The organism is Sinorhizobium mexicanum, from assembly GCF_013488225.1.
Lineage (GTDB): Bacteria > Pseudomonadota > Alphaproteobacteria > Rhizobiales > Rhizobiaceae > Sinorhizobium > Sinorhizobium mexicanum.
The window spans coordinates 304,496-330,291 of record NZ_CP041239.1; the positions used below are offsets into that span (position 1 = coordinate 304,496).

25 protein-coding genes and 5 pseudogenes are annotated in these 25,796 nt (G+C 59.6%); 20 read left to right on the plus strand and 10 right to left on the minus strand.

Annotated features, from left to right (window positions below):
* Window positions 1–179 precede the first annotated feature (179 nt).
* Window positions 180–392: an SbcC/MukB-like Walker B domain-containing protein gene (locus tag FKV68_RS33805; protein ID WP_180941953.1), complete on the minus strand. Its 213-nt coding sequence runs from the start codon at window positions 390–392 to the stop codon at window positions 180–182.
* An 11-nt stretch (window positions 393–403) separates the two neighbouring features.
* Between FKV68_RS33805 and FKV68_RS21525 the strand changes: the two genes are divergently transcribed.
* Both FKV68_RS21525 and FKV68_RS21530 read left to right on the plus strand, forming a co-directional pair.
* A complete protein-coding gene (locus FKV68_RS21525; protein WP_180941664.1) occupies window positions 404–694 on the plus strand; it encodes a BrxR family transcriptional regulator in 291 nt (96 codons plus the stop codon).
* Window positions 695–902: 208 nt separating this feature from the next.
* Window positions 903–3,020, plus strand: a complete 2,118-nt coding sequence (locus FKV68_RS21530) for a carboxy terminal-processing peptidase (RefSeq protein ID WP_180941665.1) — start codon at window positions 903–905, stop codon at window positions 3,018–3,020.
* 456 nt (window positions 3,021–3,476) lie between these two features.
* Here FKV68_RS21530 and hemF read toward each other — a convergent pair whose 3' ends face one another.
* Window positions 3,477–4,385, minus strand: coding sequence for an oxygen-dependent coproporphyrinogen oxidase (gene hemF, locus FKV68_RS21535; RefSeq protein WP_180941666.1), 909 nt, complete (start codon window positions 4,383–4,385; stop codon window positions 3,477–3,479).
* A gap of 729 nt (window positions 4,386–5,114) precedes the next feature.
* Between hemF and FKV68_RS21540 the strand changes: the two genes are divergently transcribed.
* The 4 genes and pseudogenes from FKV68_RS21540 to FKV68_RS33250 all read left to right on the plus strand — a co-directional run.
* Window positions 5,115–6,257: a sensor histidine kinase gene (locus FKV68_RS21540; RefSeq protein ID WP_180941667.1), complete on the plus strand. Its 1,143-nt coding sequence runs from the start codon at window positions 5,115–5,117 to the stop codon at window positions 6,255–6,257.
* 312 nt (window positions 6,258–6,569) lie between these two features.
* Window positions 6,570–6,878 carry a helix-turn-helix domain-containing protein gene (locus FKV68_RS21545; RefSeq protein ID WP_180941668.1) on the plus strand — a complete coding sequence of 103 codons (309 nt, stop codon included), beginning with the start codon at window positions 6,570–6,572 and terminating at the stop codon, window positions 6,876–6,878.
* Between the two features lie 5 nt (window positions 6,879–6,883).
* Window positions 6,884–7,813, plus strand: coding sequence for a hydroxymethylbilane synthase (hemC, locus tag FKV68_RS21550; protein ID WP_180941669.1), 930 nt, complete (start codon window positions 6,884–6,886; stop codon window positions 7,811–7,813).
* A gap of 240 nt (window positions 7,814–8,053) precedes the next feature.
* A pseudogene (locus FKV68_RS33250) lies at window positions 8,054–8,476 on the plus strand (7-carboxy-7-deazaguanine synthase QueE); the annotation flags it as partial.
* Between the two features lie 45 nt (window positions 8,477–8,521).
* Here the strand turns inward: FKV68_RS33250 and hemH are convergent.
* Together hemH and FKV68_RS21565 are read right to left on the minus strand one after the other, a co-directional pair.
* Entirely contained in the window at window positions 8,522–9,556 is a 1,035-nt protein-coding gene (gene hemH / locus FKV68_RS21560) for a ferrochelatase (protein ID WP_180941671.1), read from the minus strand.
* Window positions 9,557–9,583: 27 nt separating this feature from the next.
* Window positions 9,584–9,856, minus strand: coding sequence for a GNAT family N-acetyltransferase (locus FKV68_RS21565; protein WP_180941672.1), 273 nt, complete (start codon window positions 9,854–9,856; stop codon window positions 9,584–9,586).
* A 492-nt stretch (window positions 9,857–10,348) separates the two neighbouring features.
* On the opposite strand from FKV68_RS21565, the gene FKV68_RS21570 reads away from it, so the two are divergent.
* The 12 genes and pseudogenes from FKV68_RS21570 to FKV68_RS21625 form a co-directional block, all read left to right on the plus strand.
* On the plus strand, window positions 10,349–10,843 hold the full coding sequence (locus FKV68_RS21570; RefSeq protein WP_180941673.1) for a FixH family protein: 495 nt from the start codon (window positions 10,349–10,351) through the stop codon (window positions 10,841–10,843).
* A complete protein-coding gene (locus tag FKV68_RS21575) occupies window positions 10,840–13,125 on the plus strand; it encodes a cation-translocating P-type ATPase (RefSeq protein ID WP_180941674.1) in 2,286 nt (761 codons plus the stop codon). Before FKV68_RS21570 ends, FKV68_RS21575 begins: the two co-directional genes overlap by 4 nt.
* A pseudogene (gene ccoS / locus FKV68_RS21580) lies at window positions 13,122–13,277 on the plus strand (cbb3-type cytochrome oxidase assembly protein CcoS); the annotation flags it as partial. The gene FKV68_RS21575 and the pseudogene ccoS, both read left to right, overlap by 4 nt.
* Window positions 13,278–13,659: 382 nt before the next feature.
* On the plus strand, window positions 13,660–14,310 hold the full coding sequence (gene ccmA / locus FKV68_RS21585; protein ID WP_180941676.1) for a heme ABC exporter ATP-binding protein CcmA: 651 nt from the start codon (window positions 13,660–13,662) through the stop codon (window positions 14,308–14,310).
* On the plus strand, window positions 14,307–14,966 hold the full coding sequence (ccmB, locus tag FKV68_RS21590) for a heme exporter protein CcmB (RefSeq protein WP_180941677.1): 660 nt from the start codon (window positions 14,307–14,309) through the stop codon (window positions 14,964–14,966). Before ccmA ends, ccmB begins: the two co-directional genes overlap by 4 nt.
* Before the next feature lie 29 nt (window positions 14,967–14,995).
* Window positions 14,996–15,557: pseudogene (locus tag FKV68_RS21595) on the plus strand (pyridoxamine 5'-phosphate oxidase family protein); the annotation flags it as partial.
* Between the two features lie 130 nt (window positions 15,558–15,687).
* Window positions 15,688–15,978: an alpha/beta fold hydrolase gene (locus FKV68_RS33255; protein ID WP_342454835.1), complete on the plus strand. Its 291-nt coding sequence runs from the start codon at window positions 15,688–15,690 to the stop codon at window positions 15,976–15,978.
* A gap of 318 nt (window positions 15,979–16,296) precedes the next feature.
* On the plus strand, window positions 16,297–16,830 hold the full coding sequence (locus FKV68_RS21605; RefSeq protein ID WP_180941678.1) for a peroxiredoxin-like family protein: 534 nt from the start codon (window positions 16,297–16,299) through the stop codon (window positions 16,828–16,830).
* A gap of 645 nt (window positions 16,831–17,475) precedes the next feature.
* Window positions 17,476–17,865, plus strand: coding sequence for a hypothetical protein (locus FKV68_RS21610; protein WP_180941679.1), 390 nt, complete (start codon window positions 17,476–17,478; stop codon window positions 17,863–17,865).
* Window positions 17,866–17,877: 12 nt separating this feature from the next.
* A complete protein-coding gene (locus FKV68_RS21615) occupies window positions 17,878–18,627 on the plus strand; it encodes a L,D-transpeptidase (RefSeq protein ID WP_180941680.1) in 750 nt (249 codons plus the stop codon).
* Window positions 18,628–18,780: 153 nt separating this feature from the next.
* Window positions 18,781–18,876, plus strand: a pseudogene (locus FKV68_RS21620) (IS6 family transposase); the annotation flags it as partial.
* Window positions 18,877–19,318: 442 nt separating this feature from the next.
* Window positions 19,319–19,492: pseudogene (locus FKV68_RS21625) on the plus strand (NAD(P)/FAD-dependent oxidoreductase); the annotation flags it as partial.
* Between the two features lie 24 nt (window positions 19,493–19,516).
* Here FKV68_RS21625 and FKV68_RS21630 read toward each other — a convergent pair.
* The 6 genes from FKV68_RS21630 to ccoN form a co-directional block, all read right to left on the minus strand.
* Entirely contained in the window at window positions 19,517–20,290 is a 774-nt protein-coding gene (locus FKV68_RS21630) for a DUF2189 domain-containing protein (RefSeq protein ID WP_180941681.1), read from the minus strand.
* Between the two features lie 104 nt (window positions 20,291–20,394).
* A complete protein-coding gene (locus tag FKV68_RS21635) occupies window positions 20,395–20,625 on the minus strand; it encodes a hypothetical protein (RefSeq protein WP_180941965.1) in 231 nt (76 codons plus the stop codon).
* Complete coding sequence (ccoP, locus tag FKV68_RS21640; RefSeq protein ID WP_180941682.1) at window positions 20,622–21,524, minus strand: cytochrome-c oxidase, cbb3-type subunit III; 903 nt, start codon at window positions 21,522–21,524, stop codon at window positions 20,622–20,624. The genes FKV68_RS21635 and ccoP overlap by 4 nt, the downstream gene beginning before the upstream one ends.
* Window positions 21,512–21,688: a cbb3-type cytochrome c oxidase subunit 3 gene (locus tag FKV68_RS21645; protein WP_180941683.1), complete on the minus strand. Its 177-nt coding sequence runs from the start codon at window positions 21,686–21,688 to the stop codon at window positions 21,512–21,514. The genes ccoP and FKV68_RS21645 overlap by 13 nt, the downstream gene beginning before the upstream one ends.
* A 16-nt stretch (window positions 21,689–21,704) precedes the next feature.
* A complete protein-coding gene (gene ccoO / locus FKV68_RS21650; RefSeq protein WP_180941684.1) occupies window positions 21,705–22,457 on the minus strand; it encodes a cytochrome-c oxidase, cbb3-type subunit II in 753 nt (250 codons plus the stop codon).
* A 1-nt stretch (window position 22,458) separates the two neighbouring features.
* Complete coding sequence (gene ccoN / locus FKV68_RS21655; RefSeq protein ID WP_180941954.1) at window positions 22,459–24,111, minus strand: cytochrome-c oxidase, cbb3-type subunit I; 1,653 nt, start codon at window positions 24,109–24,111, stop codon at window positions 22,459–22,461.
* A 550-nt stretch (window positions 24,112–24,661) separates the two neighbouring features.
* Between ccoN and FKV68_RS21660 the strand changes: the two genes are divergently transcribed.
* Both FKV68_RS21660 and FKV68_RS21665 read left to right on the plus strand, forming a co-directional pair.
* Window positions 24,662–25,258 (plus strand): cytochrome P460 family protein, encoded by a 597-nt coding sequence (locus FKV68_RS21660; RefSeq protein ID WP_180941643.1) that lies wholly within the window; start codon window positions 24,662–24,664, stop codon window positions 25,256–25,258.
* 273 nt (window positions 25,259–25,531) lie between these two features.
* Window positions 25,532–25,762, plus strand: a complete 231-nt coding sequence (locus tag FKV68_RS21665; RefSeq protein ID WP_180941685.1) for a hypothetical protein — start codon at window positions 25,532–25,534, stop codon at window positions 25,760–25,762.
* Window positions 25,763–25,796: the final 34 nt, after the last annotated feature.

The window sequence follows — 25,796 nt, forward strand, 5'->3', positions numbered from 1 at the left end:
GCGGCAGACGATGGTGCCGCAGTCCCGATGTCATCTTGCCGGACGCGAGCCGGCGTGCGTGAGGTTTGCGCGGAAGCAATCGATGGCCCATTTAGACGATTCGACGCGACTGCCCGAGTGCTCCTCGCGAATATGGAAGCCGTTGGGAATGGCTTCCTGAAATAGGAGCACGTGCGAGATCAGACCGACCGAGCGGTTCTGACTGACGAGCGAATTGAACGCCTGAAGCACCTGATCGAGCGCGCCGGCGCCGTTGCCGTGTCGAGGCTCCCGAAGCCCTCGTCGATGAAGATGGTGTCTAGCCGCACTTTGCCGTTTGCGTTTTCGACCACGTCGGCGAGGCGGAGCGCGAGCGCAATGGCTGCAATAATACCTTCGCCGCCTGACAGGATTCCATTTGCCTGTGCGTATCGACGAGCGGAGCTCGTTTGTACACGGGGAGCTTTCGGATCCGCTGCCGACCGACGAGGATTGGCAAACTCGTGCGGCGGCCGAAGGCTGGGCTTTCTGGGAGCAGGCCGCGGTCCTGTGGAAGGAGTACAGTTTTACGGGCGAGGCGTTGAAGGTCACGACGGGCAAGGCGTTGGAGTTTTATCTGCTTCGACGTTGGCGCATCGGCGAAGAGAACTCGCGCTTGGACGTCCATGAGATCGATTACGAAACTCGGGACAGCGGCGATAGCGTCGAGAGCTAGTCCGACGACTTACGCGGTCATGGCACTAGCGACTGGGATCGCATGAGTTGCGATGGGGTCGTCGGTTCGATTCTGTTCGAGGCCGCGATTTACAGGGTTTCACCATTGCCACCCATGAGGAAGGGAAGAATTGGATGCACCTGGTTGCCAAAAAACCATATTTGCTTCACCTAGATGGCCACTGGCATATGAATTGGATCAACACTGTATGCGCATACCATACCTTTTTCTCGGTGCATTCCTTGCAATCGTCCAGTCCGCATATGCTGAGGTCGCCTCACCGCCTGTTTTGGAACCGCTAAAGCAACAGGCACAAGCCGCTCAGTTGAGTGCAAAATTTCTCACGCGTTTCAGCTACAGGCCCGTTCCACTCGACGACGCCTTGTCGGCCAGGATCATGGATCGGTTCATCAAATCACTCGATCCGGACCGCGTGCTCTTCCTGCAAGCGGACATCGACAGGTTCATGTCTGACCGCAGCGAGATCGACGACGCCATCAAACGGAGGGACTTGAAGATCCCGTTCGTCATCTTCAACGGGTATGGGAAGCGCGTTGTCGACCGCATGAACTACGCGCGCGGCTTGCTGAAAGAGGACTTCGATTTCGGTGCGCAGGAAGACTATCCCGTGCTGCGCGATAAAGCGCCTTGGCCGCAGTCGCAAGCCGAGAGCGATGAGCTTTGGCGCAAGCGCGTGAAAAACGACTGGTTGCGGTTGAAACTGGGCGGCAAGACCGACGCGGCCATTCGCGAAACCCTCGACAAACGATATGCAAACGCTCTGGAGCGGGCTTACAAGTATAAAAGCGATGACGTTTTCCAGGCGTTCATGAACGCCTACACAACGTCGGTCGACCCGCACACGGACTACTTCGGCGCGACCGCCTCGGCCGATTTCAATATCGCGATGAAGCTTTCGCTGGTCGGTATCGGCGCGGTCCTGCAGGAACGTGACGACTACACGACGGTCCGTGAGCTCGTGCCTGGCGGCCCGGCGCAGTTGTCCGGCAAGCTCTCGGTCGGAGACCGCATTACCGGCGTTGGGCAGGGCAAGCATGGGGTGATCAAAGAAGTGGTCGGCACGCGCGTTGACGAAGTCGTGCAAATGATACGAGGGAAAAAAGGGTCCGTCGTGCGCTTGGACATCCTGCCGGCGGATGCCGGAGCAGATGCCACCCATCGCGTTGTCACCCTGGTGCGCGATAAAATCAGCCTAGAAAAGCAGGCTGCCCAGAAGGCCGTGCTCTCTGTGAAGGTGGGAGAAGCCACGCGTAAAATTGGGGTGATTACTCTGCCGGCATTCTATGAGGATTTTGAAGCGCGGCTGAAAGGAGACAAGGACTATCGAAGCGCGAGCCGCGATGTTGGAAAGCTTCTCGGCGAACTGAAGCAGGAAAAGGTCGACAGCGTTCTCATTGACGTGCGCAACAATGGCGGCGGTTCGTTGGACGAAGCGATTGCTTTGACCGGCCTGTTCATCGGCAATGGTCCGGTCGTCCAGCAACGCGACAGCGACGGCAAGGTTGTGGTAAGAAGCGCTGATTTTCCAGCGCCTGTCTGGACTGGGCCTGTGGCTGTCCTAATCAATCGCGGGTCGGCATCGGCTTCGGAGATCTTTGCCGCGGCAATCCAGGATTACGGTCGAGGCGTGATCGTTGGCGAACCCAGTTTTGGCAAAGGCACCGTTCAGACCGTCGTGGATCTTGATCAGATGGTTCGCAACAGCAAACCCGAATTCGGTGAGCTGAAAGTGACGATTGCCCAGTTCTTCCGGATCAGCGGCGGTACGACGCAGCTGCGTGGCGTCACGCCTGATATCGGCTTGCCGGGACTTTATGATCCGACAAGCTTTGGCGAGACCAGTTATGACAATGCCCTGCCGTGGGCAGAGATCGAGCCCGCGAACTATGCGCCGGCCGACGCTGTAAGGGTGTTGCTGCCGACACTGCAAAGCCGCCATGATGCACGGGCTGAGAGCGATCCGGATTTCCAACGCCTGTCAAAAGACATAGCGGACATGAGGGCCCTGCGCGAGAAAGGGGTTGTCTCCCTCAATGAAGCCGAACGTCGTAGAGAATTGAATGCTCGAGAAAACCGACTCAAGTCTCGAGCGCAATCAAGCGATGGTGAAGATACTGCTGGAGATGATGGCCTCAATGCAAACGAGCGCAGCCTGAGTGCTGATATTGCGCTTGAGAATGCCCGCAAGAACGCAAAGGACGTCTTGCTGCACGAGGCCGCCGCCATTCTTGCCGATGAGGCGGACTTGCGGGAAGGCGCGCTGAAGGCGGCCACAAAACAATCGGGAACGCCGGATGGAAAATAATCATACCCCGCCGGCTTGGTATGAATTGCTATGTCCGAACATAGAACGTCCATATTATCGAAGCTGTTGCGGGTCGTTAGAGGGTGCGCCGCGGTAGTTTCGACGCTGGCGATGGCCGAGAGCATGGAGCCAGGTGCGAGCGTTTCGGCGGTGGCAAGACGCTTGGCATTGACCCCTTGCAGTTGTTCACCTGGCGGCACGATGCGCGTCTGAAAGCAGAGGCTGTCGTCGATGCCCCTCGAAGCGATTGTACTGCGGATATCGTGATCGGCGACGCAGCGATCCGCGCGGATGTCGGGATCGATTGCCTGTGATGCTTTCGGTTCGTTGGTGACGATCGGGCTGCTTTGTTATGCCACGGCAATCCTCCTCCGATTGAAACGTGCATACAAAGTCATCTGGGAGTCTTTCGAACTTATTGTGGAGTTCCCTGTTCCACAGGGGGATCGATTTCGTCTACGGCCAGCGCACTACAGGCGGTAGGGAAGACAGAATGGATTCGACATTGCCGCCGGTCTTCAGGCCAAATATTGTGCCACGATCGTAAAGCAAATTGAACTCCACATAGCGGCCACGGCGAATCAATTGTTCGTCACGGTCCGCTTCAGTCCAATGGCTGTTGAAGTTGGTACGGACGATCTTGGGGTAGACGAGACTGAAAGCGCGGCCGACATCGCGCACAAAGGCAAAATCAGCGTCCCAGCCGCCGCGTTCCTCATCGGAACGAAGCCAATCGAAGAAAATACCACCGATGCCGCGCGCTTCGTTTCGGTGCTTCAGGAAGAAATATTCGTCGCACCATTGCTTGTAACGCTCGTAGTCCGCGATCCTATGTCGGTGACAGACGATCTCCATGGAGCGATGAAAAAGCTCACTGTCGGAATCCGTCTGTGTGCGACGCCGGTCGAGCATCGGAGTGAGATCCGCGCCGCCGCCGAACCAGTGGCTGGTGGTGACCACCATGCGCGTATTCATGTGGACCGTCGGAACGTTCGGATTGACCGGATGCGCGATCAGCGAGATGCCGGAGGCCCAGAAGCGTGGATCTTCACTGGCGCCCGGGATTTGTGCGCGGAAATCGGGTGAGAATTCGCCGTGAACCGTCGATGTGTGTACGCCGACTTTCTCGAAAACCCGGCCTTCCATTATTGACATCCTGCCGCCGCCTTCGCCGCCTTCGCGCAGCCAGTCCTTGGCGACGAAGCGGCCCGGTTCCTGCTCAGAAAGAGGCCCGGTCAGCTCGTCCTCAAGGGCTTCGAACTGCGAGCATATCGTATCGCGAAGGTTCTCAAACCAGGCGCGCGCCGTAGCCTTCTTGTCTTCGATGTCCTCCGGCAGGCCGATCGGCAGTTCCGGTCTTTCCATTCTTCGTCTCCGCTCAGGCTGGTATTGCAGCTTATGCCGCAATACCGTGGCATGGTAGCGACTCATCTGCTTTGTTCGCGATCAAATTACCCCTTAGAGCAAAGCCCGGCCGGATTGAATGCTTCTCTTGGTCACGGTGACGCGATTATGGATCCTGGATCGCTAGAGCGCCGGATACCCTGGTGTCCGCCCCACTCACTATGCCATCAGGATCTTTTCGCTGCGCAGGAGATTACGTCAAGCTTTACCGCGGCATCGCCGGTCCATGCCGCGTTCGTCACGCGCGTGCCTCGGAGGAAGTCTATGTGTGTTACAGCGTGCAAATTTTGGACGCCGATCAACAGTTGCTGATCGGGTTCGAGATAGAGTGGCCGTACCGCGCCCACTCCTGAATGCATTGACACACGTGACGTTCAAGCGACATCGAGCTCGTCGCCACCATCGGCGCGGGCGGATATCCGAGCGATGACTTGGCCGGAGACGCGCACAGTCTTCCCCGCCGGCAAGGCAGCAAAGCCTGCAGCGCGGTCTTTCACCGAGGCCCTGGGGGCTCGAACTAGGCCGGCAGCGATCGTGCGGACGCCACCCCGATAACGACGGGCTATCAACTTAATGGCGAGAGGTGATTTCCTTTTCGGGGCGTCGGAATCCACTCTGCCGTTCGACGCCAAGCCGAAGAGCGACTCGTTGTCCAGCGGATCGCTTCGGGTCACGGACCAGGAGGTTGATATGCAGAATGCAGATGGACGCGGGGCGACCGCCCCACGCTCGAAAGCCGCTCCCGTTGTCGAGGTTCTTTCGCAAAACATCGTTGCGCCGGCGGATAGCGCGGGCGCGGCAATCGGGCAGGGGCGCCTCTTCGCCGCCTCGGTCGGCCCCCGCGCGCGTGGCGGGCAGCGCCGTCCGGCGCCCGTGGTCCGGTTTGTTGACATCCCGTTACTAGGCCCAAACGGAGAGGTCTCGGGAATTCTGTGCCGCGTCCCGCCCGTCGCTGAGTTTGGCGCCCTCTCGGCGCACCTCGAATCCGCCCGGCGCGGCTCCAGCGACGAGGTTACAAAGTCTGTTGTGCACGATATGAACAATCTCCTGGCCGTGATCGATGGCAGCCTTCGCCTTCTCGAGCGCCAAAGCGACGCCGATGCCCGCAATGCGATCTTTACGCGCTTGCGCGGCGCGGTCGACAGAGGCGCGATTTTGACGCGGAGGCTACTGGACCACGGAAGTCTAGCCCGTCGTGGCTATGCTGGCACGACGCCTACGCAGCTGTCTGTCGCCGTTGAGGCCTTGCGCCCCTCGTTGAGCCCGGACACACTGATGGAAATAGAGATCGAATCTGGCCTGTGGCCGGTGAAGGCTGATCCCGATGAGCTCTATTTTGCGTTACTGAACTTGTGTCGAAACGCTGATGCAGCCACGCGCAAAGGCGGCCTGATCGTCATCTCCGCTGCGAATGTGTCGGCCCGATCGGATGGGTACGGTGGAATGGTCGCAATCACAGTCCGCGACAACGGCTCAGGGATGACCGAGGAGGTCATGGGCCGTGTCTTCGAGCCGTATTTCACGACGAAGGAGGTTGGCGTCGGAACTGGCCTGGGGCTTGCCCAAGTTCGTGCGTTTGTCGAGCGCCAAGGTGGATGGATTCAATTGCAGTCCGAGTTAGGCGTCGGAACCGCGATCCAGCTAATTTTCCCCCGTGTGCCGGACGAGGAGTCTGCTGCTCCGGTTCTGGAACCGAACAGTGACGTCAGCTGCTCGCACGCGGCTCCCTCGACTATCAGCTATAGCCCGCAGCCGAACGGGGGCATCTTCCATGTCGTACCCTCAACGGGGCGACAGCCTTGTTTGGAACGGGCACCCTCGGAGTCCCGTTGATGGATGCGGCAAGTGGCCCCGGGCGGGCTCGATCATCTCGGGCACACGATACCGATGTGATCGACACCCCGTTTGTCAGGGCCACCTATCCGGGCGCCTAAGTTTCTCGATATCTTCTCAACGGATATGCCAAGGTAGATCCTTCGCCCGCCAAGACTTTGCAAGACAATTGCCATTCGACTGGCGTGAAGTGGAAATCCCTGATGCAGCGCATGTGTTTCTGGCTTACGTTCTGCAGCGCGGCGTCGGTCGCAACGGCTATTCCATCCGATCATCGACAAATCGCGAGCGTTCCTGTCAGTGACCTCCAAAATGCTCGATAATCGGTGGACACGCCTCATCGCCGATAGTCGCGACGAATGGTTTGAACTTGGCTTTCACAGGAAGGCGGTATTCGACCTCCACGGCGAGCACGATCCTATCCTCAGCGCCCGCGAAGTCGAAAGCCTCCGTTGGAGCGCACTTGGCAAGGGTAGCAAAGACGTCGCGGTTATTCTCGGCCGGTCCGAACACACGATCCAGACCTACCTGAAGACCGCCCGTTTCAAGCTTCAGAATGTAACGATCTCGGCCGCAATTGCTCGGGTCATACAGCCTCGCCTAACGGCAATAATGGAATAAAGCGGATGCAAACAAAACCTTTCCGTATCGGTACGCGCGGCAGTCCGCTGGCGCTCGCACAAGCCCATGAGGCACGTGACCGTTTGATGTCGGCCCACGGCCTTCCCGAGGAAATGTTTGAGATCGTCGTGCTCACGACGCGCGGCGACCGCATTACCGACCGGTCGCTTGCCGAGATCGGCGGCAAGGGGCTCTTCACGGAAGAGCTTGAAGCGAAGCTCTTTGCCGGTGACCTGGATTTTGCCGTTCATTCGGCCAAGGACATGCCGACGATTCTTCCGGAGGGACTCCATCTTTCGGCATATCTGCCGCGCGAGGACATCCGTGACGCTTTCATCGGGCGGACCGCTCGCAAGCTGGTCGAGTTGCCCAGTGGCGCGACTGTCGGCTCCTCGTCGCTGCGTCGGCAGGCATTGATCCGCCGTTTGCGGCCCGACATCAACGTTATCACCTTTCGAGGTCTGGTCGATACCCGGTTGCGCAAAGTGGAGGACGGTCAGGTCGACGCTACACTGCTGGCGGTCGCAGGGCTGAAGCGACTCGGGAAGGTAGGCGTCATCACCGAGCTTCTCGGACCCGAAGACTTTCCGCCTGCCCCGGCTCAGGGCGCCATCGGCCTCGAGAGCCGGATCGGCGATGCGCGGGTCGACGACCTCCTGGCGGCCGTCAATGATCCGGTGGCGTTCGATACCGTCTCCTGCGAGCGCGCCTTTCTCGCCGCGCTGGACGGCTCGTGCCGCACGCCGATAGCGGGTTATGCCGTCTGCGAAGGCGACCGAATCCGTTTTTCCGGTCTGATCGTCACACCCGATGGCAGCCGCGAACATGGGACAACGATCGACGGCAATCGCCGCGACGCCACGGCACTCGGTCATCTGGCGGGCACGGACGTGAGAGAACAGGCGGGCAGCGGTTTTTTCGACGACTGGGGCTGAAAGACGATACGCGTGATCGTGGACCGTCCGGAACGTTCGGGCGAGCGTACCGTGTTTCGTCTGAAAGAGATGGGCATGAACCCATCGCGCTTCCTGTCTCCCGGCCGATTCACATGCCCGCGGTACTCATGGTGACAGGGAACGATGCCACCTTCGTTTCAATGCATAGCAAGGTACACGTATCGGATATCTTTGGAGGATGAGAGTCTTTCGATAGCCTTTTTCAGACGTTCAACTTTATTGGCCACCGACGACGTCTTTGCCGAGGTCACGTGCCTTTCGGGAGGAAAACCGGTGACGAGGTCGCTGTCCGTCGGCAATCCGAAGCCGCCATCGAGTGCAATGGAAACGGACTGGGACGCCTTTGAAGACTGTCTCAGGATGTCGCAAGGCAGGCCGCGGACCGTGCTGAAGATCGATGAGGCCTATGCCAAGCCGGCATCAGCGCGCTATCCGCATCTGCCCGTTTAGCTGCAGCCTGGAAACCATACGCTACCGCCGCCCGATGCCGAGGATGCATATATCGATCTGGACTGTGTGATGGAGCGAATGCTCTGGCTTGTGGAGCGGTAACCGGCGACAGCTGGTTCGAGGCGCGCGTCTTGCCGCCTCCATGTCATGCTCTGGGCTAACAAGAAGGGCGTATTGGGGTCAGCCCCTTGAACAGGATAGCGGCGGAGAACCGGTCCACAGTTTTCCCATCCGGCCCTATACCCAACCCATCAATTCCCTTCGCACCGCTTTCTCCAGCACATTCACGCCGTCTTCACCATCGTTGAGACAGGGAATGTGAGTGAATTTCTCGCCGCCATTGTGATGGAAGGAATGGGCGGCCTGCTCGGCGATCTCCTCGAGCGTCTCCAGACAGTCGGAGACGAAGCCGGGATTGATGACGGCGATGCGCTTCACACCCTTCTGCGCCAGCTTCTCCACCGTCTTGTCCGTATACGGCTGCAGCCATTCCTCCGGTCCGAAGCGGGACTGGAAGGTGATCATGAATTTGTCTTCCAGCAGCCCCAGCTTCTCACGCAACAGGCGTCCAGTCTTCTGGCATTGCCTATAATAGGGATCGCCCTGCTGGAAATAAGACATCGGGATGCCATGGAAGGAGGCGAGCAGCATGTCCGGCTGCCAGTCGAGCGTTGAAAGATGTCTCAGGACGGAATTGGCGAGCGCCTCGATATAGGTCGGATCGTCGTGATAATCGGGAACGGTCCGCAGAGCCGGCTGCCAGCGCATGGCCATTAGTTTCTCAAAAGCCTTGTCGTTGACGGTGGCCGTGGTCGCGGCCGCATATTGCGGGTAAAGCGGGAAGAGCAGAATGCGATCGCAGCCTTCGTCCTTCAATGCCTGGATGCGCGAGGCAATCGACGGCTGTCCATAGCGCATCGCCCAATCGACCTTCACATTCGGCAAATCCTTCAGCCGCTCCGCCATGAGATCGGATTGGTTTCGGGTATACGTGCGCAGAAAGCTCTCGTTCCTTTCCTTGTTCCAGATCACCTCATAGGCCCTGCCCACCTTTTGCGGGCGGGTATTCAGCACGATGCCGAAAAGGATCGGGTACCATTTCCAGCGCGACCATTCGATGACGCGCCGATCCATCAGGAATTCGCGCAGGTAACGGCGCATCGACTGGTAGTCGGTGCCATCGGGCGTACCGAGATTGATGAGAAGGACGCCGACTTTTCTGATTCTGACGGAGGGATGGTCCGCCGATTTGGCGGAAATATCTGCAGTCATCGAATACTCCTGCGCTGTGAGCTGCCCTCAGCCATCCAGCATCTGGGCATATTCAGGGTGACGGCTTGCGAACCGCGCAATGAACGCACATTTGGCGATCACGCGACGGCCCCTGGCACGGAGCTGCTCGAACACGCCTTCGGCTAGCTTGGTGCCTATACCTCGCCCCGAAAACTCTTGCGGAACCTCGCTATGAAGCAGGATGATTCTGTCGTTCTCGATCTTGTAATATGCAACAGCTACGATATCGCCGACGGCAAGCTCGAAGTGCTTTGCTTCTGGATTATCGACCACGTGCATCCATATCCATCCTCCCGCCACGCTGCGGCAATACCGGTCAACGAGGCGGATCAGTTAGCCACGTTTGGATACTCGACATTCGCCGTAATATGATCTTCATGCGAGCGGCATTTTCACTCGACTGATCCTGCAAGATTGCGGTTTGACATTGATTGTGTGATGGCCGAAATCGGGCACAATCTCGTCGGCTCCATCCTGAACGCCTAAGCCAACGGCTCTTGTGGCGCGTGCAGGCGACTGAAGTTAGCCGCGACGACTACGCACCCCGTGCCCTCCAGAGGCGATCCAGTATTGGAAGGAGGTCCGATGGGTTGACCGGTGAGTTTGATCCGGATCGACTTCCGAATAGGCGATGACCCCGTCTTGATCGACAACGAAGCGTGCCGGGGATTGGATGCGTCCAGCTTTTCCGAGCGGAAGATCCTTCCAGCCATGAGAGAGATGCTTACCACGCCAACTTTAATCAACCCGGAACAGCAAAGTGAGCGGCTTATGATCAGGCAAGGCAGTGAACCGCGCCGATTTACCGGATGGCATATGGAGGCGGTGATGGGGTTGTTCTTCGGCACCATCATCTCCGTCAACATCATAATGTCCTGGCATGCCAGCCGGAGCTGGAGCGGCCTTGTCGTCGAGAACACCTACACCGCCAAACAGCAGTTCAATGGCAAGGTCGCCGAGACTCGCGCCTTCGAGGCAAGCGGCATCAAGGGAGAACTCATGTCCGAGCCGGGTGCTATTCGCTATGTGCTCACCCGCATGGGAAAGCCGGAGCGGGCAGTCGACCGGGTCGTCGCCGTCTTCAAAAGGCCTCTTGAGGAACACGAGAATATTCGCGTGGAGCTCCAGCGCGCGGGTGAGGGTGTTTTCATTTCGGCTCAACGGCTGAAGCCGAGCCAGTCGATCGCTGACGTGGCGGTCATGTCGCGTCCAGCGCTCGTCTATCGTCAAGCCATTCGTTTCGTCGTGCCGGGAGAACGCCAATGAGTTGCTGCGCGGCGGCGGCCGGAACGACCTTGGTTGCAAACGGGGCGGGGCAGCGGCTGCCTCCGTCGGAAGAACTGTGGCTCGCGAGCCGGGCTCTTGGGGGCGGGTTGCGCCAGACGGACTTAAGCGTGCCGGGCGTACACTGCGGCGCCTGCATTACCACACTCGAGACTGCGTTGCGGGTAAGACCCGAAGTGGAGCAGGCGCGCGTCAATCTCTCGTCTCGGCGCGTTGTGATCGTCTGGAAGGAGGAAATCGCTGGCAAGCGCAGCGATCCGGGAGAGCTTGTGCGCGCCATCAGCGAGCGCGGCTATGCGACGCATCTGTTCACCCCGAGCGAGGAGGAAGGCGATGCCGTCCTCAAACAACTGATCCGCGCGGTCGCCGTTTCCGGCTTTGCTGCGGCCAACATTATGCTGCTTTCGGTATCCGTGTGGTCGGGAGCGGATGCGGCGACACGCGATCTTTTTCACTGGGTCTCGGCCATGATCGCGGGACCGGCACTGATCTATGCCGGCCGCGTCTTCTATCAGTCCGCCTGGAATGCGCTTCGCCACGGGTGGACCAACATGGATGTCCCGATCACGCTCGCAGTCACACTCTCCTATGGCATGTCGCTTTACGAGACGATCGGCCACGGAGAGCACACCTGGTTCGATGCGTCGGTCGCCCTTCTGTTCCTCCTGCTCATCGGCCGGACGCTGGACCATATGATGCGGTCCCGCGCACGTTCGGCGATCAGCGGCCTTGCGCGGCTGTCGCCGCGGGGAGCGACGGTCTTGCATGCCGACGATTCACGGGAGTATCGCGCCATCAGCGACATCACGGTCGGCGAGCGTCTGATGATCGCCGCCGGCGAGCGGATACCGGTGGATGGACGCGTGGCGTCGGGCATCAGCGATCTCGACCGCTCGGTGGTAAACGGCGAGAGCACGCCGATCTCGGTTGCCGCCGGCGATCTTGTCGAGGCCGGCACGCTCAACCTTACCGGGCCGCTGGTCCTCGAGGCGACGTCGAGTGCGCGGGACTCGTTTCTGGCAGACGTCATGGGTCTTATGGAGGCGGCCGAGGGCGGCAGGGCCCGCTATCGCCGGATTGCTGACCGGGCCGCACAATATTATTCGCCGGTCGTCCACTTGCTTGCGTTTTTGACGTTCATCGGCTGGATGATCATCGAGGGCGATGTTCGCCAAGCCATGCTGATCGCCGTCGCAGTCCTCATCATCACTTGTCCCTGTGCACTGGGGCTAGCAGTGCCCGTCGTGCAGGTGGTCGCTGCGGGGCGACTTTTTCAGGGCGGTGTGATGGTCAAGGATGGCTCTGCCATGGAACGACTTGCGGAAGTCGACACTGTGTTCCTCGACAAGACCGGCACGCTGACCGTTGGCAGGCCGCGCGTCGTCAACGCGGAGGATATAGCGCCGGATGTACTCGCGACGGCCGCTGCGCTAGCCGTGTACTCACGGCACCCGATCGCGAACGCGTTTCAGGACGCGGCCGGGGGCGGTCCGCCGCTTGCTGGGGAAGTGCGCGAAACCCCGGGTGCAGGGATAGAGGCAAAAACGGATGACGGCATATACCGGCTCGGTAGTCGCCGCTTCGCAACTGGTGGTTTGGGCTTCGGGGGCGGGCAGTCGGAGGCAGTCCTGTCCCTAGATTGGCGGGAGCTCGCCTGCTTCCGCTTCGAGGACAGGCTGCGCCCGGCAACCGCTGAAGCAATCGAGGCGATTAACGACATGGGTCTTGACGTCGCCATCCTGTCCGGTGACCGCGAGCCGGTCGTCGAGGCTCTTGCAAACCACTTGAGGATCAAGGACTGGAAGGCAGAGCTGTCACCGCGCGGCAAGGTCGAGGCCTGCATCGCCGCCAATGAGAGCGGTCACAAGGTCCTGATGGTCGGCGACGGCATCAATGACGCGCCGGCCCTGCGCGCTGCCCATGTTTCCTTGGCGCCGGCCACTGCCGCCGATGTGGGGCGTCAAGCGGCGGATTTCGTATTTATGCATCAGCCGCTGACCGCTGTCCCGTTTGCGGTCGAGACGTCGCGCGGAGCCGGTCGCCTGATCCGCCAGAATTTCGCACTGGCAATCTGCTACAATCTGATTGCCGTGCCCATCGCTATTCTTGGCTATGCCACGCCATTGGTGGCGGCGGTCGCGATGTCCACCTCATCGCTGATCGTCGTTGCCAATGCGTTGCGGTTGGCGGGCCCGCCATCCTCCAGCGCATTCGATCGAATGGAATGTATTGCTGACCACCGCCCGTCAGGGACCGGACGATGAACACGCTCGTCTATCTCATGCCAATTGCATTGGTTCTCGGCGGTCTCGGGCTAGTCGCATTTCTTTGGGCACTGACGAGCGGACAATATGAAGATCTGGATGGTGCGTCCTGGCGCGTCCTCGACGATCGCGATGGCAGACCGCAAACTCGAGAGAACGTTCAATTGCTTGATCGGAGTCAAAAGACCCATCCTCGGAACCGAGGTAGATTGATTTGATCTTTGTAGAGGCTCGTGCAATGAAAACCTTGTTATTGACATCGAACGACAAGGCGGCGGTTTTCCGCTCTCCCTTCTTCTCGCGGCGACCGGCCACGACTGTCGAGACAATCCCGGCGGGCGCAAACGGCAACCGCATACGAAGAGCAGGGTAGCCTGAGTAGTGAAGCTCCATGTTCGGCGCAAAGATGAGATTCACGCCGACCGCAGGCGTGGTTGCGGATCTTGTAGATAATTTCGTGAAGATTTGAACGCACAGGGTCAGAAAAAGACTTTTTGACGCACCGCGAGACCGCAGAAGAGAAAGAATAATTTGATGCACCTCGCCGCTGAAAATCTCGCTGCCCGACGTGGTAACAATCTGATTTTCGTTAATATTTCCTTCTGCTTGACGGGAGGCGAGGCCTTGGTTCTGACCGGCCGTAACGGCTCGGGGAAATCGACTTTGTCGCGTGTCGTGGCGGGCTTTCTGCGACCCGAAAAAGGCTCGGTCACATTCACTGATTCGGGAGGCCGGACCGACCGTCGGCCGAGCGAAGTCAGCCACTATCTCGGCCACCGAAACGCAATGAAAAATGAGCTTACGGTCGGCGAGAATCTCGATTTCTGGCGCTCGTTTCTGGACGACGGTTCGCAGACGCCGACGGCCTCGATCGACGATGCCGCGGAAGCGGTTGGCCTTGGCGGCATTATCCATCTTCCCTTCGGTTATCTTTCCGCAGGCCAGCAGCGTCGCTTCGCCTTCGCCAAGCTGCTCGTCGCACATCGGCCGATCTGGATACTGGATGAGCCGACGGCGGCACTGGATACCGACGCTGACAGACTGTTTGCTGCGCTGATCCGCGAACATCAAAGAGAGGGCGGCATCGTGCTTGCCGCGACGCATCAACCGCTCGGGCTCAACAATGTGCAGGAATTGCGAATGAAGGGCTTCGCTGGTGGAGAAGCGGGGGTTTGGGGAGGATGATGGCTCTGTTTCTTCGCGACCTTAAACTTTCTGTGCGGGCAGGGGGCGGGGCACTGATCGGCATATTGTTCTTTCTCACCGTCGTTGCGGTTGTTCCCTTCGGCGTAGGGCCGGATCTCAATCTGCTTTCCCGTATCGGACCCGCCATCGTCTGGATCGGCGCTCTGCTTGCCGCTCTGCTCGGGCTCGACAGGCTGTTTCAAGCGGAACGGGACGACGGGTCGCTCGATCTCCTGCTAATGCAGGAGACACCACTTGTGCTCACCGTTATCGTCAAATGTGTCGCGCACTGGACCGCGACGAGCCTGCCGCTGGTGATCGCCTCGCCGCTTCTTGGCCTCTTCATGAACATGAACGAGACTGCGATCGGCGCAACCACGCTGACGCTGCTCGCCGGCTCGTCGGCGATCACCTTCATCGGCGCGGTCGGCGCGGCTGTCGCGGTGGCCCTTCCGCGCGGCGGGCTTCTGGTTTCGATCCTAGTGCTGCCGCTGACGATCCCGGTCCTCATCTTCGGTGTGAGCGCGAGCTATGCGGCGGTACAGGAACCGGCTCCGTTTCTGCCGCCTTTCCTGCTATTGATCGCTCTGACACTCTTCTTCGCGGTCATCGGCCCGGCGGGGGCGGCCCTGGCGCTCAGGAACACGGTGGATTGATTGGCCTTTCAATTGCGGTCCCGGCATGAGACCGCTTCACCGAGAGCGAAAGTACGTTCATCGGCGCGCTTGACAGCTTCGACATGGCAACTATCTCGGAAACCGGATGACCACACCTGCAGCATCGAGGTGGATCGCGCGGCTTGCTAAAGGTGGTCGATGACCGCACCCTCACGTTTGCCGAATACCGCCGCGATCGCCGGTACATAAGTGTAGGGAATCTGGCGGCTGACGGCCGCGCATGCCTGTTTCTGATGGACCATCCGTACTGTGCGGGGTCGAAGATCTACGTCCATGTCGAAGCGGTCGCGTTTGATGCCGAGCCGGCCCTGGCGGAATTGGTCGAGGACCGCAGCTATAAGGCGAAAATCGAACGCATCTTCCGTCTTCGGCTGAAAGACGTTCGATTGGAATTGGCCCCAGCACATTACGCCGCGTTTCACGGAGCACGACATAGCTGAAGCGATCCGGCCGCTCCAGGAACGGGTCGCGCGCCTCGAATTCGGGAACGCCGACTTTCGTGCGCGGCTGAACCCAGCCGAGATTGACCACGAACAGGCGGCGTCCATTTCAGCCGACGTAAACGACTGACGCGCCCATCACCCATCACCCCTTTCGGTCGTGGTGGCGAAATTGAGGAGCAACAACATGACCAATATCTTATACCGCACCGCGGATGTCGTCGGTTTAGAGATTTTCTATCGCGAAGCCCGGCGATCGAATGAAACCGACGTTACGGCTGTTGGACGGGTTCCCTACATCGAGTCACATGTTCCGGGACCTGATGTCTTTGCTGGCCGACCGTTTCCATTTGGTGGCGCCTGACTCGCCGGGGTTCGGCCGCTCCGCGTTACCAGGCCGCGAAGAATTCACTTACAGTTTCGATGATCTCGCCAAGGTGATCACCCGCTTCACCGAGGTGATCGGGCTCGACCGCTTCGCGATCTACGTGTTCGACCATTGTGCGCCCATGGGATTCCGGGTTGCCGTCGCCGGGTTTCTGAGCGCCTAGTTCTCTTGCTTGCGCAGGGTCGTTTCGCCCCTGCGCTCCAAGAGGGCACCGAAGCCATCGACACCGTAACGCGCGATCAACGCGCGGGAATAGAAACCATAACGGTCGGACATTTCCCAGTGAAAAGTCACCGGCGTAGTCTCACCCCAGAGGGGCTCAGGTTGGGAGTGGATGGGTCACGGCCGTTTGCACACATCGCAGGTCGTGACCAGGTGTCGACCGCAGTCGAAATCAACGACTGGTGTCGTGCACACTGCATGTCACCCGCCTTGCGCTAGAATTCCGGACATACTTAGGCAATAACTTACGGAGAAGAGAATGCTGCTGCCTCGTCGACCAGTTCCCGAACTGCGCGTGCCGACCCTTGCTCATGGCGATTTTGATCTTGCTGCCGACCCACCGAAGCTATTTACGTTGATATCCTTTTATCGCGGTCTCCATTGCCCGGTCTGCCTCAAGTATCTGCGCGACCTAGAATCGCTGATCCCTGAATATGAGCGTCGCGGCACGAAGGTCATCGCCGTCAGCTCTGACGTTCGCGAGCGCGCTCAGGAAATGGCGAGCAAGGTCGGCGCCAACCTGCGATTCGGATATTCGCTGCCGCTCACGGTTGCCCGCCAATGGGGACTCTATATTTCGTCGTCGCGTGGAAAGACATCGATTAACATCGAAGAGCCGCCGCTGTTTTCGGAGCCAGGCGTGTTCCTCGTCCGGCCGGACGGTACTTTGTATTACGGCGCGGTTCAAACAATGCCGTTCGCACGTCCGCTGTTCTCGGAATTGCTTCAGGCGATCGACTTCGCCATCGCCAAAGATTATCCGGCGCGTGGCGAGTATGACGGCCCGCTCTGAACGTCCGTCGACTTAGCGGTCACCGCCCGACAGTGAGCATGAACGCCGCCGCGCGGTGTGCGATAACCGCGCTGCAGCAGAAATTCTGAGAGGATTGGAATGTCTCAAGACGCTGCCCTAATTGTCGGTGTTGGCCCAGGCGTGGGGTGGGCCCTCGCCAAGCGTTTTGTCGAAGCTGGAACGCGATCATGTTCAGGGGGGTACGGCTCCATTCCCGGGGCGCGCGTTGTTTTGATCCTTTTGGGCATTTTATTGAGAATATCACGCCTCGAAATTAGTATCTTTAGGCGTAAATTGAGGCCGTCTAGTCACTTGATAAGGAAGCCACGCCATGAGCCATACCGCTATTTCCGCCACCCGCAACCGGCGCTCGGGTATAGGCGCAGTCGTGAACCCCGACGAAAGTATCCCTCCGTCAAATTGGAGTATAATTCAAAGTGGCGGCGGTCGATGGTAGCTTTCTCACGTCAGCAGCGAAGTCGTTACCCCTCGACGTAACGGACTACGCACTACGGCGCGTTGCTGGTTTCGGTATTCCCCTCCCACCGAAGCATCGCGGATAGTTGGTCCGCCGAGGCCGCCTCGCGCCGGGGCGGCCTCCTATCGATCAACCCCAAGCCCCCAAAATAAGCTAAGGAACATCTGATGTCCCGGGACAACATTCCGCCGGGCTGGAGAACCGCCCTGGTAATACTGGCAACTGCAAACGCGGTTGCACTTTGCCTTCAGCCGCTCCTGGCAACACTATTTCTGAACGGCTTTCATTCCGCTTTTCCGATCCACGGTGCTGGAGCGCGAACCGCTGCCACCCTAGCATTCCTGTGCAGCATTGTAGCGACTCTCACCGAACGGCAAGGCATTACCCCGAAGTGGTTGAGCCTCGCATTTTTTATCCAGTTCTTGGTCGATGCGCTGCAATTCAAGCTCGGCGAGGTCGCCTTTCGCGAAATCCATTTTCTTCTCGGTATTCTACTCCTGATTGGGGGCTGGGCCCTCGCGGTGCGTGTTTGCCGACAACCGCTTCCGCCAACATGAGGGGACAATGTAATGCCGATATTTCACCAACACAAAGATGATCCTATCACTGAGCATCAAACCCGCAAATTCACGAGGCGTGCGATCGTTCTCGGGTCTACCGCGGCGGCACTGGCAGGATGTGCGACGACCGCTCAATCACCAGAGCAAACCGCGATTTTAGCCGAGCCAACTCCCGTGGCACCGTTGATGTACGCCGCTTTGCCGACCGAACAGTTTCCGGTTCCAGCCGTGGACATCAGTCAGATCGATCCGCGCTTTTGGCGTCAGGACATCGATTACGAGACGAATGAGAAGACCGGAACTCTCATAGTCGACACTCCTAATAAATATCTCTACCACGTGCATTCGGGAGGACGAGCGACTCGATATGGCATCGGTGTGGGGCGGGAAGGATTTGCCTGGGCCGGTCGGGCTGTTGTTGCCTACAAACGCAAATGGCCCCGCTGGACTCCCCCGGATTCCATGGTCGCGCGGCAACCCGAGCTTAGGCCCTATAGCGTCGCCAATGGCGGAATGGACCCGGGCTTACGAAATCCGCTTGGTGCGCGGGCTCTCTACATTCACGAAAACGGTGTTGATACCCTCTACCGTCTGCATGGGACCCCTCAGGCGAACTCGATCGGGAAGGCCGTATCTTCAGGCTGCATTCGCCTTCTCAATCAGGATGTGATCCATCTTCACGACACAGTGACCGACGGTAGCTCCATCGTGGTCATTCCCGATCCGAGCGTCACGCCATTACTCGTAGGATCAGCATGATCTTCGATCATATCCAATTCTGGCGAGAGGTGGCTCGGAAAAATTGAATGGTTGAGATAAGTGGCTTTCGGCGGGCGTGTCGCAATTTTCTTGGTCAACGGCATGTGACGAACGCCGGAGAAATTCCCGCTCCCAATGTTGCGGAGCGTACCGATGATTCTGAATGCCATTCCCGAGAAGCTGAAGCGCCAGTCGAAAGATGATTTCAAGGGGCGGCGTTTCGAGGCATGGCTGATCGTGCAGGGTGTCCCAGGAATAGATGCCGGTGAGATTTATGTGCTCCCAACTAGATTTCTCCGGGCCGCATGATGTTCATCGTCCGTTCGGTCTTAACGCAGGATTTTGAACTGCTGTTGTCGTGGCCCCAATAAGGCCCGTCTGAATATCCGATCCGCGCACTAGGGTCAGATCGACGGGACAGCGATCGGCAATCGCAAGAATCTCCTGGCGTTGCTCGCCATTGAGTGGGCCTTCGAGCGGGATCGTTCGTGTGAAGAGATCGGCGGGCATCACGTCGGAGCGTTTCGTATGCACAACCGTCGTTCGCGCTCGCTCAAGCGCGAGACCTGCATTGTGCGTATAACCGCACGGTCATCGTAGTGCGGGCAGCAAGCCCCGCAGAAACAAAATCGTAGGGAGATGGACCACTTCCGAGACCGCCAACGTTCACCGGCTCCTCAGCGAAAGAGCAATCAAGCTCAAGGGCGCGCTTGCCTGGTGGATCTGGGGCATTGCCCATATCTACTTTCCGATCGGCACGCGCAGCCGCTTCGCCGTCGCCTGGAACTGGCTGTGGATCTACCTGAGCGGCCAGCACAGCGCCCGGCTGATCACGCAGAAAGAGACGCTGCGCAACGAAGGGTAATGGCCTGGCAAGTCTAACTCGCGCTCATTTCATGTCCTGGTAAACGTACCAGGTCGCATGCCCGATGATGGGAAAGAGCACGATCATCGCCGCTCCTGCCGTCAGGATCGAGATGAGGAAGGCGCAGAGCGCGACGAAGCCCCAGGCGATCATCACGGGCATGTTGTTCCAGGCGGTCGCAATGCTGGTTCCCATCGCCGTGAAGGCGTCGAGCCGTTGATCGAGCAGCATGGGAATCGAGATGACCGCGATCGCGAAGGAGAAGGCGGCGAAGAGACCGCCGATCACGCAGCCGGTGACGAGCATCGCCCATCCGGTCGGCGTTCCGAAGAGAATCGGCGCGATATGGTCAAGGCCCGGAAACGGCCGCACGCCGAAGAAAATCTCATAGACGATGACCGCGGCGCGCATCCAGGTCGCCATCAACAGCATCAAGAGCACGCCGATGAAAAGCACCTGGGCTCCGGAGGCGGGGCGCACGAAGAGCATCTTGGCGAGCGTCGCCCTTTCGCCAGCGTCGGTGAGCCGCGCCTTTTCATAAAGCCCAATCGCGAGAAACGGCGCGACCACCATGAAGCCGGCGAGCGCCGGAAACAGAATGTAGTCGTAGCCGAAGGTGAACACCGTCCAGACGACGACGACCGAGACGAGAAAGACGCCGACGCCGTAAATCAGGCTCGGCACCGGGTCGACGATCAGCGTCTGCCATCCCTTGCGCAACCACTGGAACACGGTGGCGGGGGGCAGATGGCGCGCCCGCGGCGATTCATAGGGTTCGACAATGTCGTTCGGTCCCATCCCGCTTCCTCCTGCGGCGCCGCGCATCGTTTCGCGCGAAGATCACCGCAACCTCTTGAATTACTGCACAATTCCTTCCTCAAATCGTTGCCGATCCAAGGAGTTCAGCAGGCGGATCCTGCCGCCCGGTACATGCCTTCAACGCTTGAGCGTTCCTTCAGATGCTCGGCGCAGCCCGGGTCGGAACGGACCGCGACATAGATGAAATGGAGGTTTGCGCCAGCGAAGATCGCCAGCACCGTGAAGAGCAGCGGCAGTACCCACCAGGGGTGGCGTGGCTTGCTGCTACCTTCGCCCGCTTGCCGGGATTGTCGATCAAGGGCCGCCTCACTCACTGGCTCTGCTCTCCCGTAAACTGGGTCTCACCTCCCATGGTCGCGACGTAAAGTGCGAGCATCTTTATCTCTTCCGGTGCCAGACGTGCCCCCCAGTTCGGCATGTGCCCCATCCGCCCGCCGAATATGGTGGTGACGATCTGGTTGGCGCTGCCGCCATAGAGCCAGTGGCTGTCCGTCAGGTTCGGGGCTCCGAGGTCCACATTGCCTCTTGCATCCTCGCCGTGACAGCTAACGCAGTTGGCCGCAAACACCTCCTTGCCGTTTGCGATCCGGTCAGCGGTCTCGGGCGTTGCGAGAGACGGGTCGCTGAGCGAACGCACATAGAACGCCACATCCGAGATTTGCGTCCTGTCGAGAATGCCGTCGCGGCCGAAGGCGGGCATTTGTGACGTGCGGGTGTCCTCGGCCGTCGAATTGACCCCGACGCGAAGTGTCTGCGCGATCGCATCGGGATCGCCGCCCCAGATCCAGTCGCCGTCCGTCAGATCCGGAAAGCCGGGTCCGCCCTTTCCGCTTGCGCCGTGGCAGACCGCGCAATTGTCGCCGAACAGGCGATGACCGGTCTCCTTGACCTTCGCCATCAGAGTTCCGTCCGCCTGGATCTGGCTCCAGTCCTTGGCCGCGAGATCGCTGAGCCAGATCGACCGTGCCGCGTTCGCCGCCTCGATGCTTTCCTCCACCTCGGTCCTCTGGTCGATCCCGAGAGCGCCCCTGGTATAGGTCGTGATGAGCGGCCATGCCGGCATCAGGATCCACCAGACCAACGAGAACAGGAATGTCACGACGAGAAAGAAGATCACCACCTTGGGGATCGGCGTGTCGAGTTCCGCGATGCCGTTCCAGTCATGGCCCGTGGTCTGCCGGCCGGTCACCGGATCCCGTTCTACTGCTGCCATGGCTTGTCGTCCTTGTCATCCAGGATGCTCTTCTCGGCGTCGTCGAATTTCTTCCGGTTCTTCGGCCAGAACACGTAGACGAGCACGACGATGCCGAAAGTAATCAGGTAGAACAGCCCCCAGCTCTTGGCGAATGCCACCAGCGTATTGTGGTCGACTTCCATCGCTAGCCCTCCATCCCTAGTCACCTTGCCTGGAGTTGCCACCTTGTCCGGAGGCGTCTTCGGCTGCGGTCGCCTTCGTCAATTTGCCGAGAACCTGCAGATAAGCGACAACGGCATCCATCTCGGTGACCCGATCTGTAACCCCGTCGAACGCCGAGACCGTGGTGTCATTGCCATAGCGTTCGGTGACGCCCGACGCTTGCGAGGCGTCCGGCGATGCCTGGCCGAACGCATCGGCGGCAGCGTTGGCGATCATGTCGTCGGTATAGGGCACGCCAACCTTGCGGAGCGCGGCGAGATGGTCGGCGAGATCGGATATCTTGAGCGGGTTGCGCGCGAGCCACGGATAGGCGGGCATGACGGAGCCTGCGACCACGTCGCGCGGATTGATCAGGTGGGCGACATGCCAGAAATCGGAATATTTGCCGCCGACGCGGGCAAGATCCGGACCCGTCCGCTTCGAGCCCCAGAGCATCGGGTGATCGTATTTCGACTCGACGGCGAGCGAATAAGGGCCGTAACGCTCCACCTCGTCGCGCAAGGTGCGGATCATCTGGGAATGGCAGGCGTAACACCCTTCACGAATGTAGATGTTGCGTCCGGCAAGCTCGAGCGGGGTATAGACCCGCATGTTGGGATCACTCTCGACCGTTTCGTCGATCGTGTAGAGCGGGGCGATCTCGACAAGGCCGCCGATGCTCGACACCACAATGATGGCGAGCACGAAGCCGATGGCGTTTCGCTCGAGCTTTCCGTGAACCTCGGCCATCTCACTCTCCCGCCACAACGGCTTCGCCACGGCCGGGAACGGGGAGATCGCCGGCTGCTTTCCCGGTCACGTCCTCGGGCGTGTAGCGTATGGTCATGTAAAGGTTGTAGGTGCCGACGATAGCGCCAGCGAGAAACAGGAGACCGCCGAAGGCGCGGGCGATGTAGTAGCGATGCATCGCGACGACGGTTTCGAGGAAGGTAAAGGCCAGCGTGCCGCTGTCATTGTAGGTGCGCCACATCAGGCCCTGGAGGATACCCGAGTTCCACATGGCGAAGACGTAGATGATGGTGCCCATGAGCGCGAGCCAGAAATGCACCTCCACCAGACGGGCGGAATACATCGACTTCTTCTTCCAGAGCCAGGGAATGACGCTGTAGAGCGAGCCGAAGGTGATGAAGGCGACCCAGCCGAGGGCGCCGGCATGCACATGGCCGACGGTCCAGTCGGTATAGTGGGAGAGGCCGTTCACCGGCCGGATCGCCAGGAACGAGCCCTCGAAGGTGGTGAGGCCGTAGAATACCGCAGCCACCATCATGAAGCGGAGCGTCGCATCATCCCTGACCTTGTGCCAGGCGCCGTTGAGGGTGGCGAGCGCATTGCCGGCCGAGGCCCATGATGGAACGAGCAGCATGACGGAGAAGGTCATTCCGAGCGTCTGCACCCAATGGGGCAGGGCGGTGTAATGCAGGTGATGCGATCCCGCCCACATGTAGAAGAAGGTGATGCCCCAGAAGCTGATGATCGACAGCCGATAGGAGAAGATCGGCCGCTCGGCCCGCTTGGGCAGGTAGTAGTAAAGCATGCCGAGAAAACCGGCGGTCAGGAAGAACGCGACCGCATTGTGCCCGTACCACCACTGCACCATCGCATCCTGAACGCCGGAATAGACCGAATAGGATTTGGCACCCGTCAGGGAAACGGGAACGGCGATGTTGTTGACGATATGCAGGACGGCGATAACTACAATGAAGGCCATGTAGTACCAGTTGGCAACGTAGATATGCGGCTCCTTGCGGCGCGCCAGCGTGCGAATGAAGAGCACGAAATAGGTCACCCAGACGACGACCAGCCAGATATCGGCGTACCATTCGGCTTCGGCATATTCCTTGGACTGCGTGATACCCAAGAAATAGCCGCTGACGGCGAGGATGCAGAAGAGGTTGTAGCCGAAGACGACGAACCAGGGACTGAGCTGGTCGGCGAGACGGGCCCGCGAGGTGCGCTGCAGGACGTGGAACGAGGTGGCGATCAATGCATTGCCGCCGAAACCGAAGAGCACACCGTTCGTGTGCGCGGGCCTGAGCCTCCCGAAACTCGACCAGGCCGCGTCGAAGGCGAGCTCCGGCCAGGCGAGTTGCGCCGCGACCCAGGCGCCGACGCCCATGCCGAAGATCGCCCAAATCATCGTCAGCACGATGCCGACCTTGCTCGGATCGTCGTAGTATTGCGACAGCCGCGACGGCTCCGGCTCGGGCTCGAAGATGACGGAGAGGACGAGAAAGAGCAGGACGAGGCTGTAGAGGAAGACGATGGCACCGTGAATGCCAAGCGTGTCGTCCCTCCCGGCAGCCGCCATTGCCAGACCAACGATCGCCATGGCGATAAGAATGGTTGCTGCGGATCGCCGCTCGCCCGAGGTTAGCTGTCTGATCATGTTTTCGGCCATCCGCTTCCCTGTGACGCCTCGTTCTTAGCTGGCTTCCCCGCTGCAGTCCCCGTGGCTTGTCGCGCAAGCGGCAGCCTCGGAGCGGTTCAGAGAGCCGAGCCAATGTTGAAGAGATGACGCATAACTTTCCAATAACTGGCGAGCATGGTTTCGATAGCTCGAGGCTCATTTGCCGTGTTTGCGGTCCGCGTTCCGTGTCTCATCGGGGTGCGCGGCGGACTATGCGCGAGCCCGGCCGATTTGCCCAATGCCCACGCCGCATACGTTCCGTAGCTTCGCGAATCGCTTGAGCATCGCCGATGCTCAGGAGCGGGAATTGGTGATCGCGGCGAGCGGCGTGATCTTCGGTATCTCGACGGGGCAGTGAGGACCGTCGCAGCAGTATTCCCCGGCGCTATGAAACCTATAAATGCCGGCCATTGGAAAACGTCGCCCCGTGCTGCGACAACTGAGTGCCTGTGTTGCAGATCTCGTCAAGTAACGCCGAGAGCAACCCGGGACGGATAACATTTCAATGTTTGTGGAGAAAAAAGGTATGCGTATTGCCCTACTGATCGCCGGAGCGGTTTCCAGCGCGGTTGCTGTAACGGCCGCATTCGCCCAGTCCGAGTCCAATGACGGCAGCGCGACGACGACGAAGCGCTATCTGCCCGAGTACACCGAATCGGGCGATCTGATCCTGCCGAAGGATTACAACAAGTGGGTGTTCGTCGGCTCGCCGCTCACTCCCAATGCGCTCAACGGCGGCAAGGCCAATTTTCCTGAATTTCACAACGTCTACATCGAGCCAGGCTCATACGAGATCTACAAGAAGACCGGTGAGTTCCCGGAAGGAACGATCTTCTTCAAGGAACTGCAGCTGACGCTTCCGGCCGAGAACCCGGATGGATCGCGCACCGAGCCCTCCGGGCGAGGCTTCTTCCCCGGAAAGCTGAACGGCGCCGACGTCACGGTCAAGGACACCAAGCGCTATGCCGACACCGGCGGCTGGGGTTACTACAACTTCAACCACCACGAGCCGAAGGCAGCGACGGCCAAGCTGCAGCCCAAATCCGAGTGCGCCTTCTGCCACATCGCGAGCGCCAAGAAGGACGACGTCTGGACCCAATTCTACCCGCTGCTGGACGACTGATGGCGTCGGACTCGGGCAGTCCCACTCTCCGAAAAGGCGCGGCCGTGAAGATGGTCCGCTCCAGAATCCTTGCCGGGACTGCAGTCGTCGCCTTCGTCACCTGGGTCGGCGTCGCGCAGCCCGAGAGGTCTAGTTCGTAGCTGACGCAGACGAGAATGCGCATGTATCGCAACTGTCTCCGGACCTATCGGTACCTGGGCACTTGTGTGCCAGTTGATCGACGGGGACTAGGGCGCAAACGAGCTCTATGTCGCCTACTCATCGCGAGGACCGGTGCATGCCTTCTGGAAGACCAGCAAGTTTCCAGACGGCGCTGTGCTGGCGAAGGGGATGTTCGAGGCGGCGACCGGGGAGGTGACGACGGGCATGGCCAATCATACGGAGGGGCTGGTTCGCCATGGTGAAAGAAAGCAAAGGCCGCTATCCCGGGCGACCAAGTATGGGGTGACGGCTGGGTTCGTCCTGGTTCGATGTGGGCGCTCCTTTGAAGAGGACGTCGACTGACTAGAAGACCGCCCGCCCGTTATGCCGCCTCCCG

What these genes read in the sequence shown, in the direction of transcription:
- FKV68_RS21645 (WP_180941683.1), bottom strand. Translation starts at nt 21,688, where the DNA reads ATGGAAGTCGACCACAATACGCTGGTGGCATTCGCCAAGAGCTGGGGG.
- FKV68_RS21660 (WP_180941643.1), top strand. Translation starts at nt 24,662, where the DNA reads ATGCGTATTGCCCTACTGATCGCCGGAGCGGTTTCCAGCGCGGTTGCT.
- ccmB (WP_180941677.1), top strand. Translation starts at nt 14,307, where the DNA reads ATGATGGCTCTGTTTCTTCGCGACCTTAAACTTTCTGTGCGGGCAGGG.
- FKV68_RS21565 (WP_180941672.1), bottom strand. Translation starts at nt 9,856, where the DNA reads ATGCACGTGGTCGATAATCCAGAAGCAAAGCACTTCGAGCTTGCCGTC.
- FKV68_RS21530 (WP_180941665.1), top strand. Translation starts at nt 903, where the DNA reads ATGCGCATACCATACCTTTTTCTCGGTGCATTCCTTGCAATCGTCCAG.
- hemC (WP_180941669.1), top strand. Translation starts at nt 6,884, where the DNA reads ATGCAAACAAAACCTTTCCGTATCGGTACGCGCGGCAGTCCGCTGGCG.
- FKV68_RS21570 (WP_180941673.1), top strand. Translation starts at nt 10,349, where the DNA reads ATGATCAGGCAAGGCAGTGAACCGCGCCGATTTACCGGATGGCATATG.
- FKV68_RS21545 (WP_180941668.1), top strand. Translation starts at nt 6,570, where the DNA reads ATGCTCGATAATCGGTGGACACGCCTCATCGCCGATAGTCGCGACGAA.
- ccoO (WP_180941684.1), bottom strand. Translation starts at nt 22,457, where the DNA reads ATGGCCGAGGTTCACGGAAAGCTCGAGCGAAACGCCATCGGCTTCGTG.
- FKV68_RS21610 (WP_180941679.1), top strand. Translation starts at nt 17,476, where the DNA reads ATGTCCCGGGACAACATTCCGCCGGGCTGGAGAACCGCCCTGGTAATA.
- FKV68_RS21540 (WP_180941667.1), top strand. Translation starts at nt 5,115, where the DNA reads ATGCAGAATGCAGATGGACGCGGGGCGACCGCCCCACGCTCGAAAGCC.
- FKV68_RS33255 (WP_342454835.1), top strand. Translation starts at nt 15,688, where the DNA reads ATGAAACCGACGTTACGGCTGTTGGACGGGTTCCCTACATCGAGTCAC.
- hemF (WP_180941666.1), bottom strand. Translation starts at nt 4,385, where the DNA reads ATGGAAAGACCGGAACTGCCGATCGGCCTGCCGGAGGACATCGAAGAC.
- ccmA (WP_180941676.1), top strand. Translation starts at nt 13,660, where the DNA reads ATGCACCTCGCCGCTGAAAATCTCGCTGCCCGACGTGGTAACAATCTG.
- FKV68_RS21575 (WP_180941674.1), top strand. Translation starts at nt 10,840, where the DNA reads ATGAGTTGCTGCGCGGCGGCGGCCGGAACGACCTTGGTTGCAAACGGG.
- FKV68_RS21605 (WP_180941678.1), top strand. Translation starts at nt 16,297, where the DNA reads ATGCTGCTGCCTCGTCGACCAGTTCCCGAACTGCGCGTGCCGACCCTT.
- ccoP (WP_180941682.1), bottom strand. Translation starts at nt 21,524, where the DNA reads ATGGCAGCAGTAGAACGGGATCCGGTGACCGGCCGGCAGACCACGGGC.
- FKV68_RS21630 (WP_180941681.1), bottom strand. Translation starts at nt 20,290, where the DNA reads ATGGGACCGAACGACATTGTCGAACCCTATGAATCGCCGCGGGCGCGC.
- hemH (WP_180941671.1), bottom strand. Translation starts at nt 9,556, where the DNA reads ATGACTGCAGATATTTCCGCCAAATCGGCGGACCATCCCTCCGTCAGA.
- FKV68_RS21615 (WP_180941680.1), top strand. Translation starts at nt 17,878, where the DNA reads ATGCCGATATTTCACCAACACAAAGATGATCCTATCACTGAGCATCAA.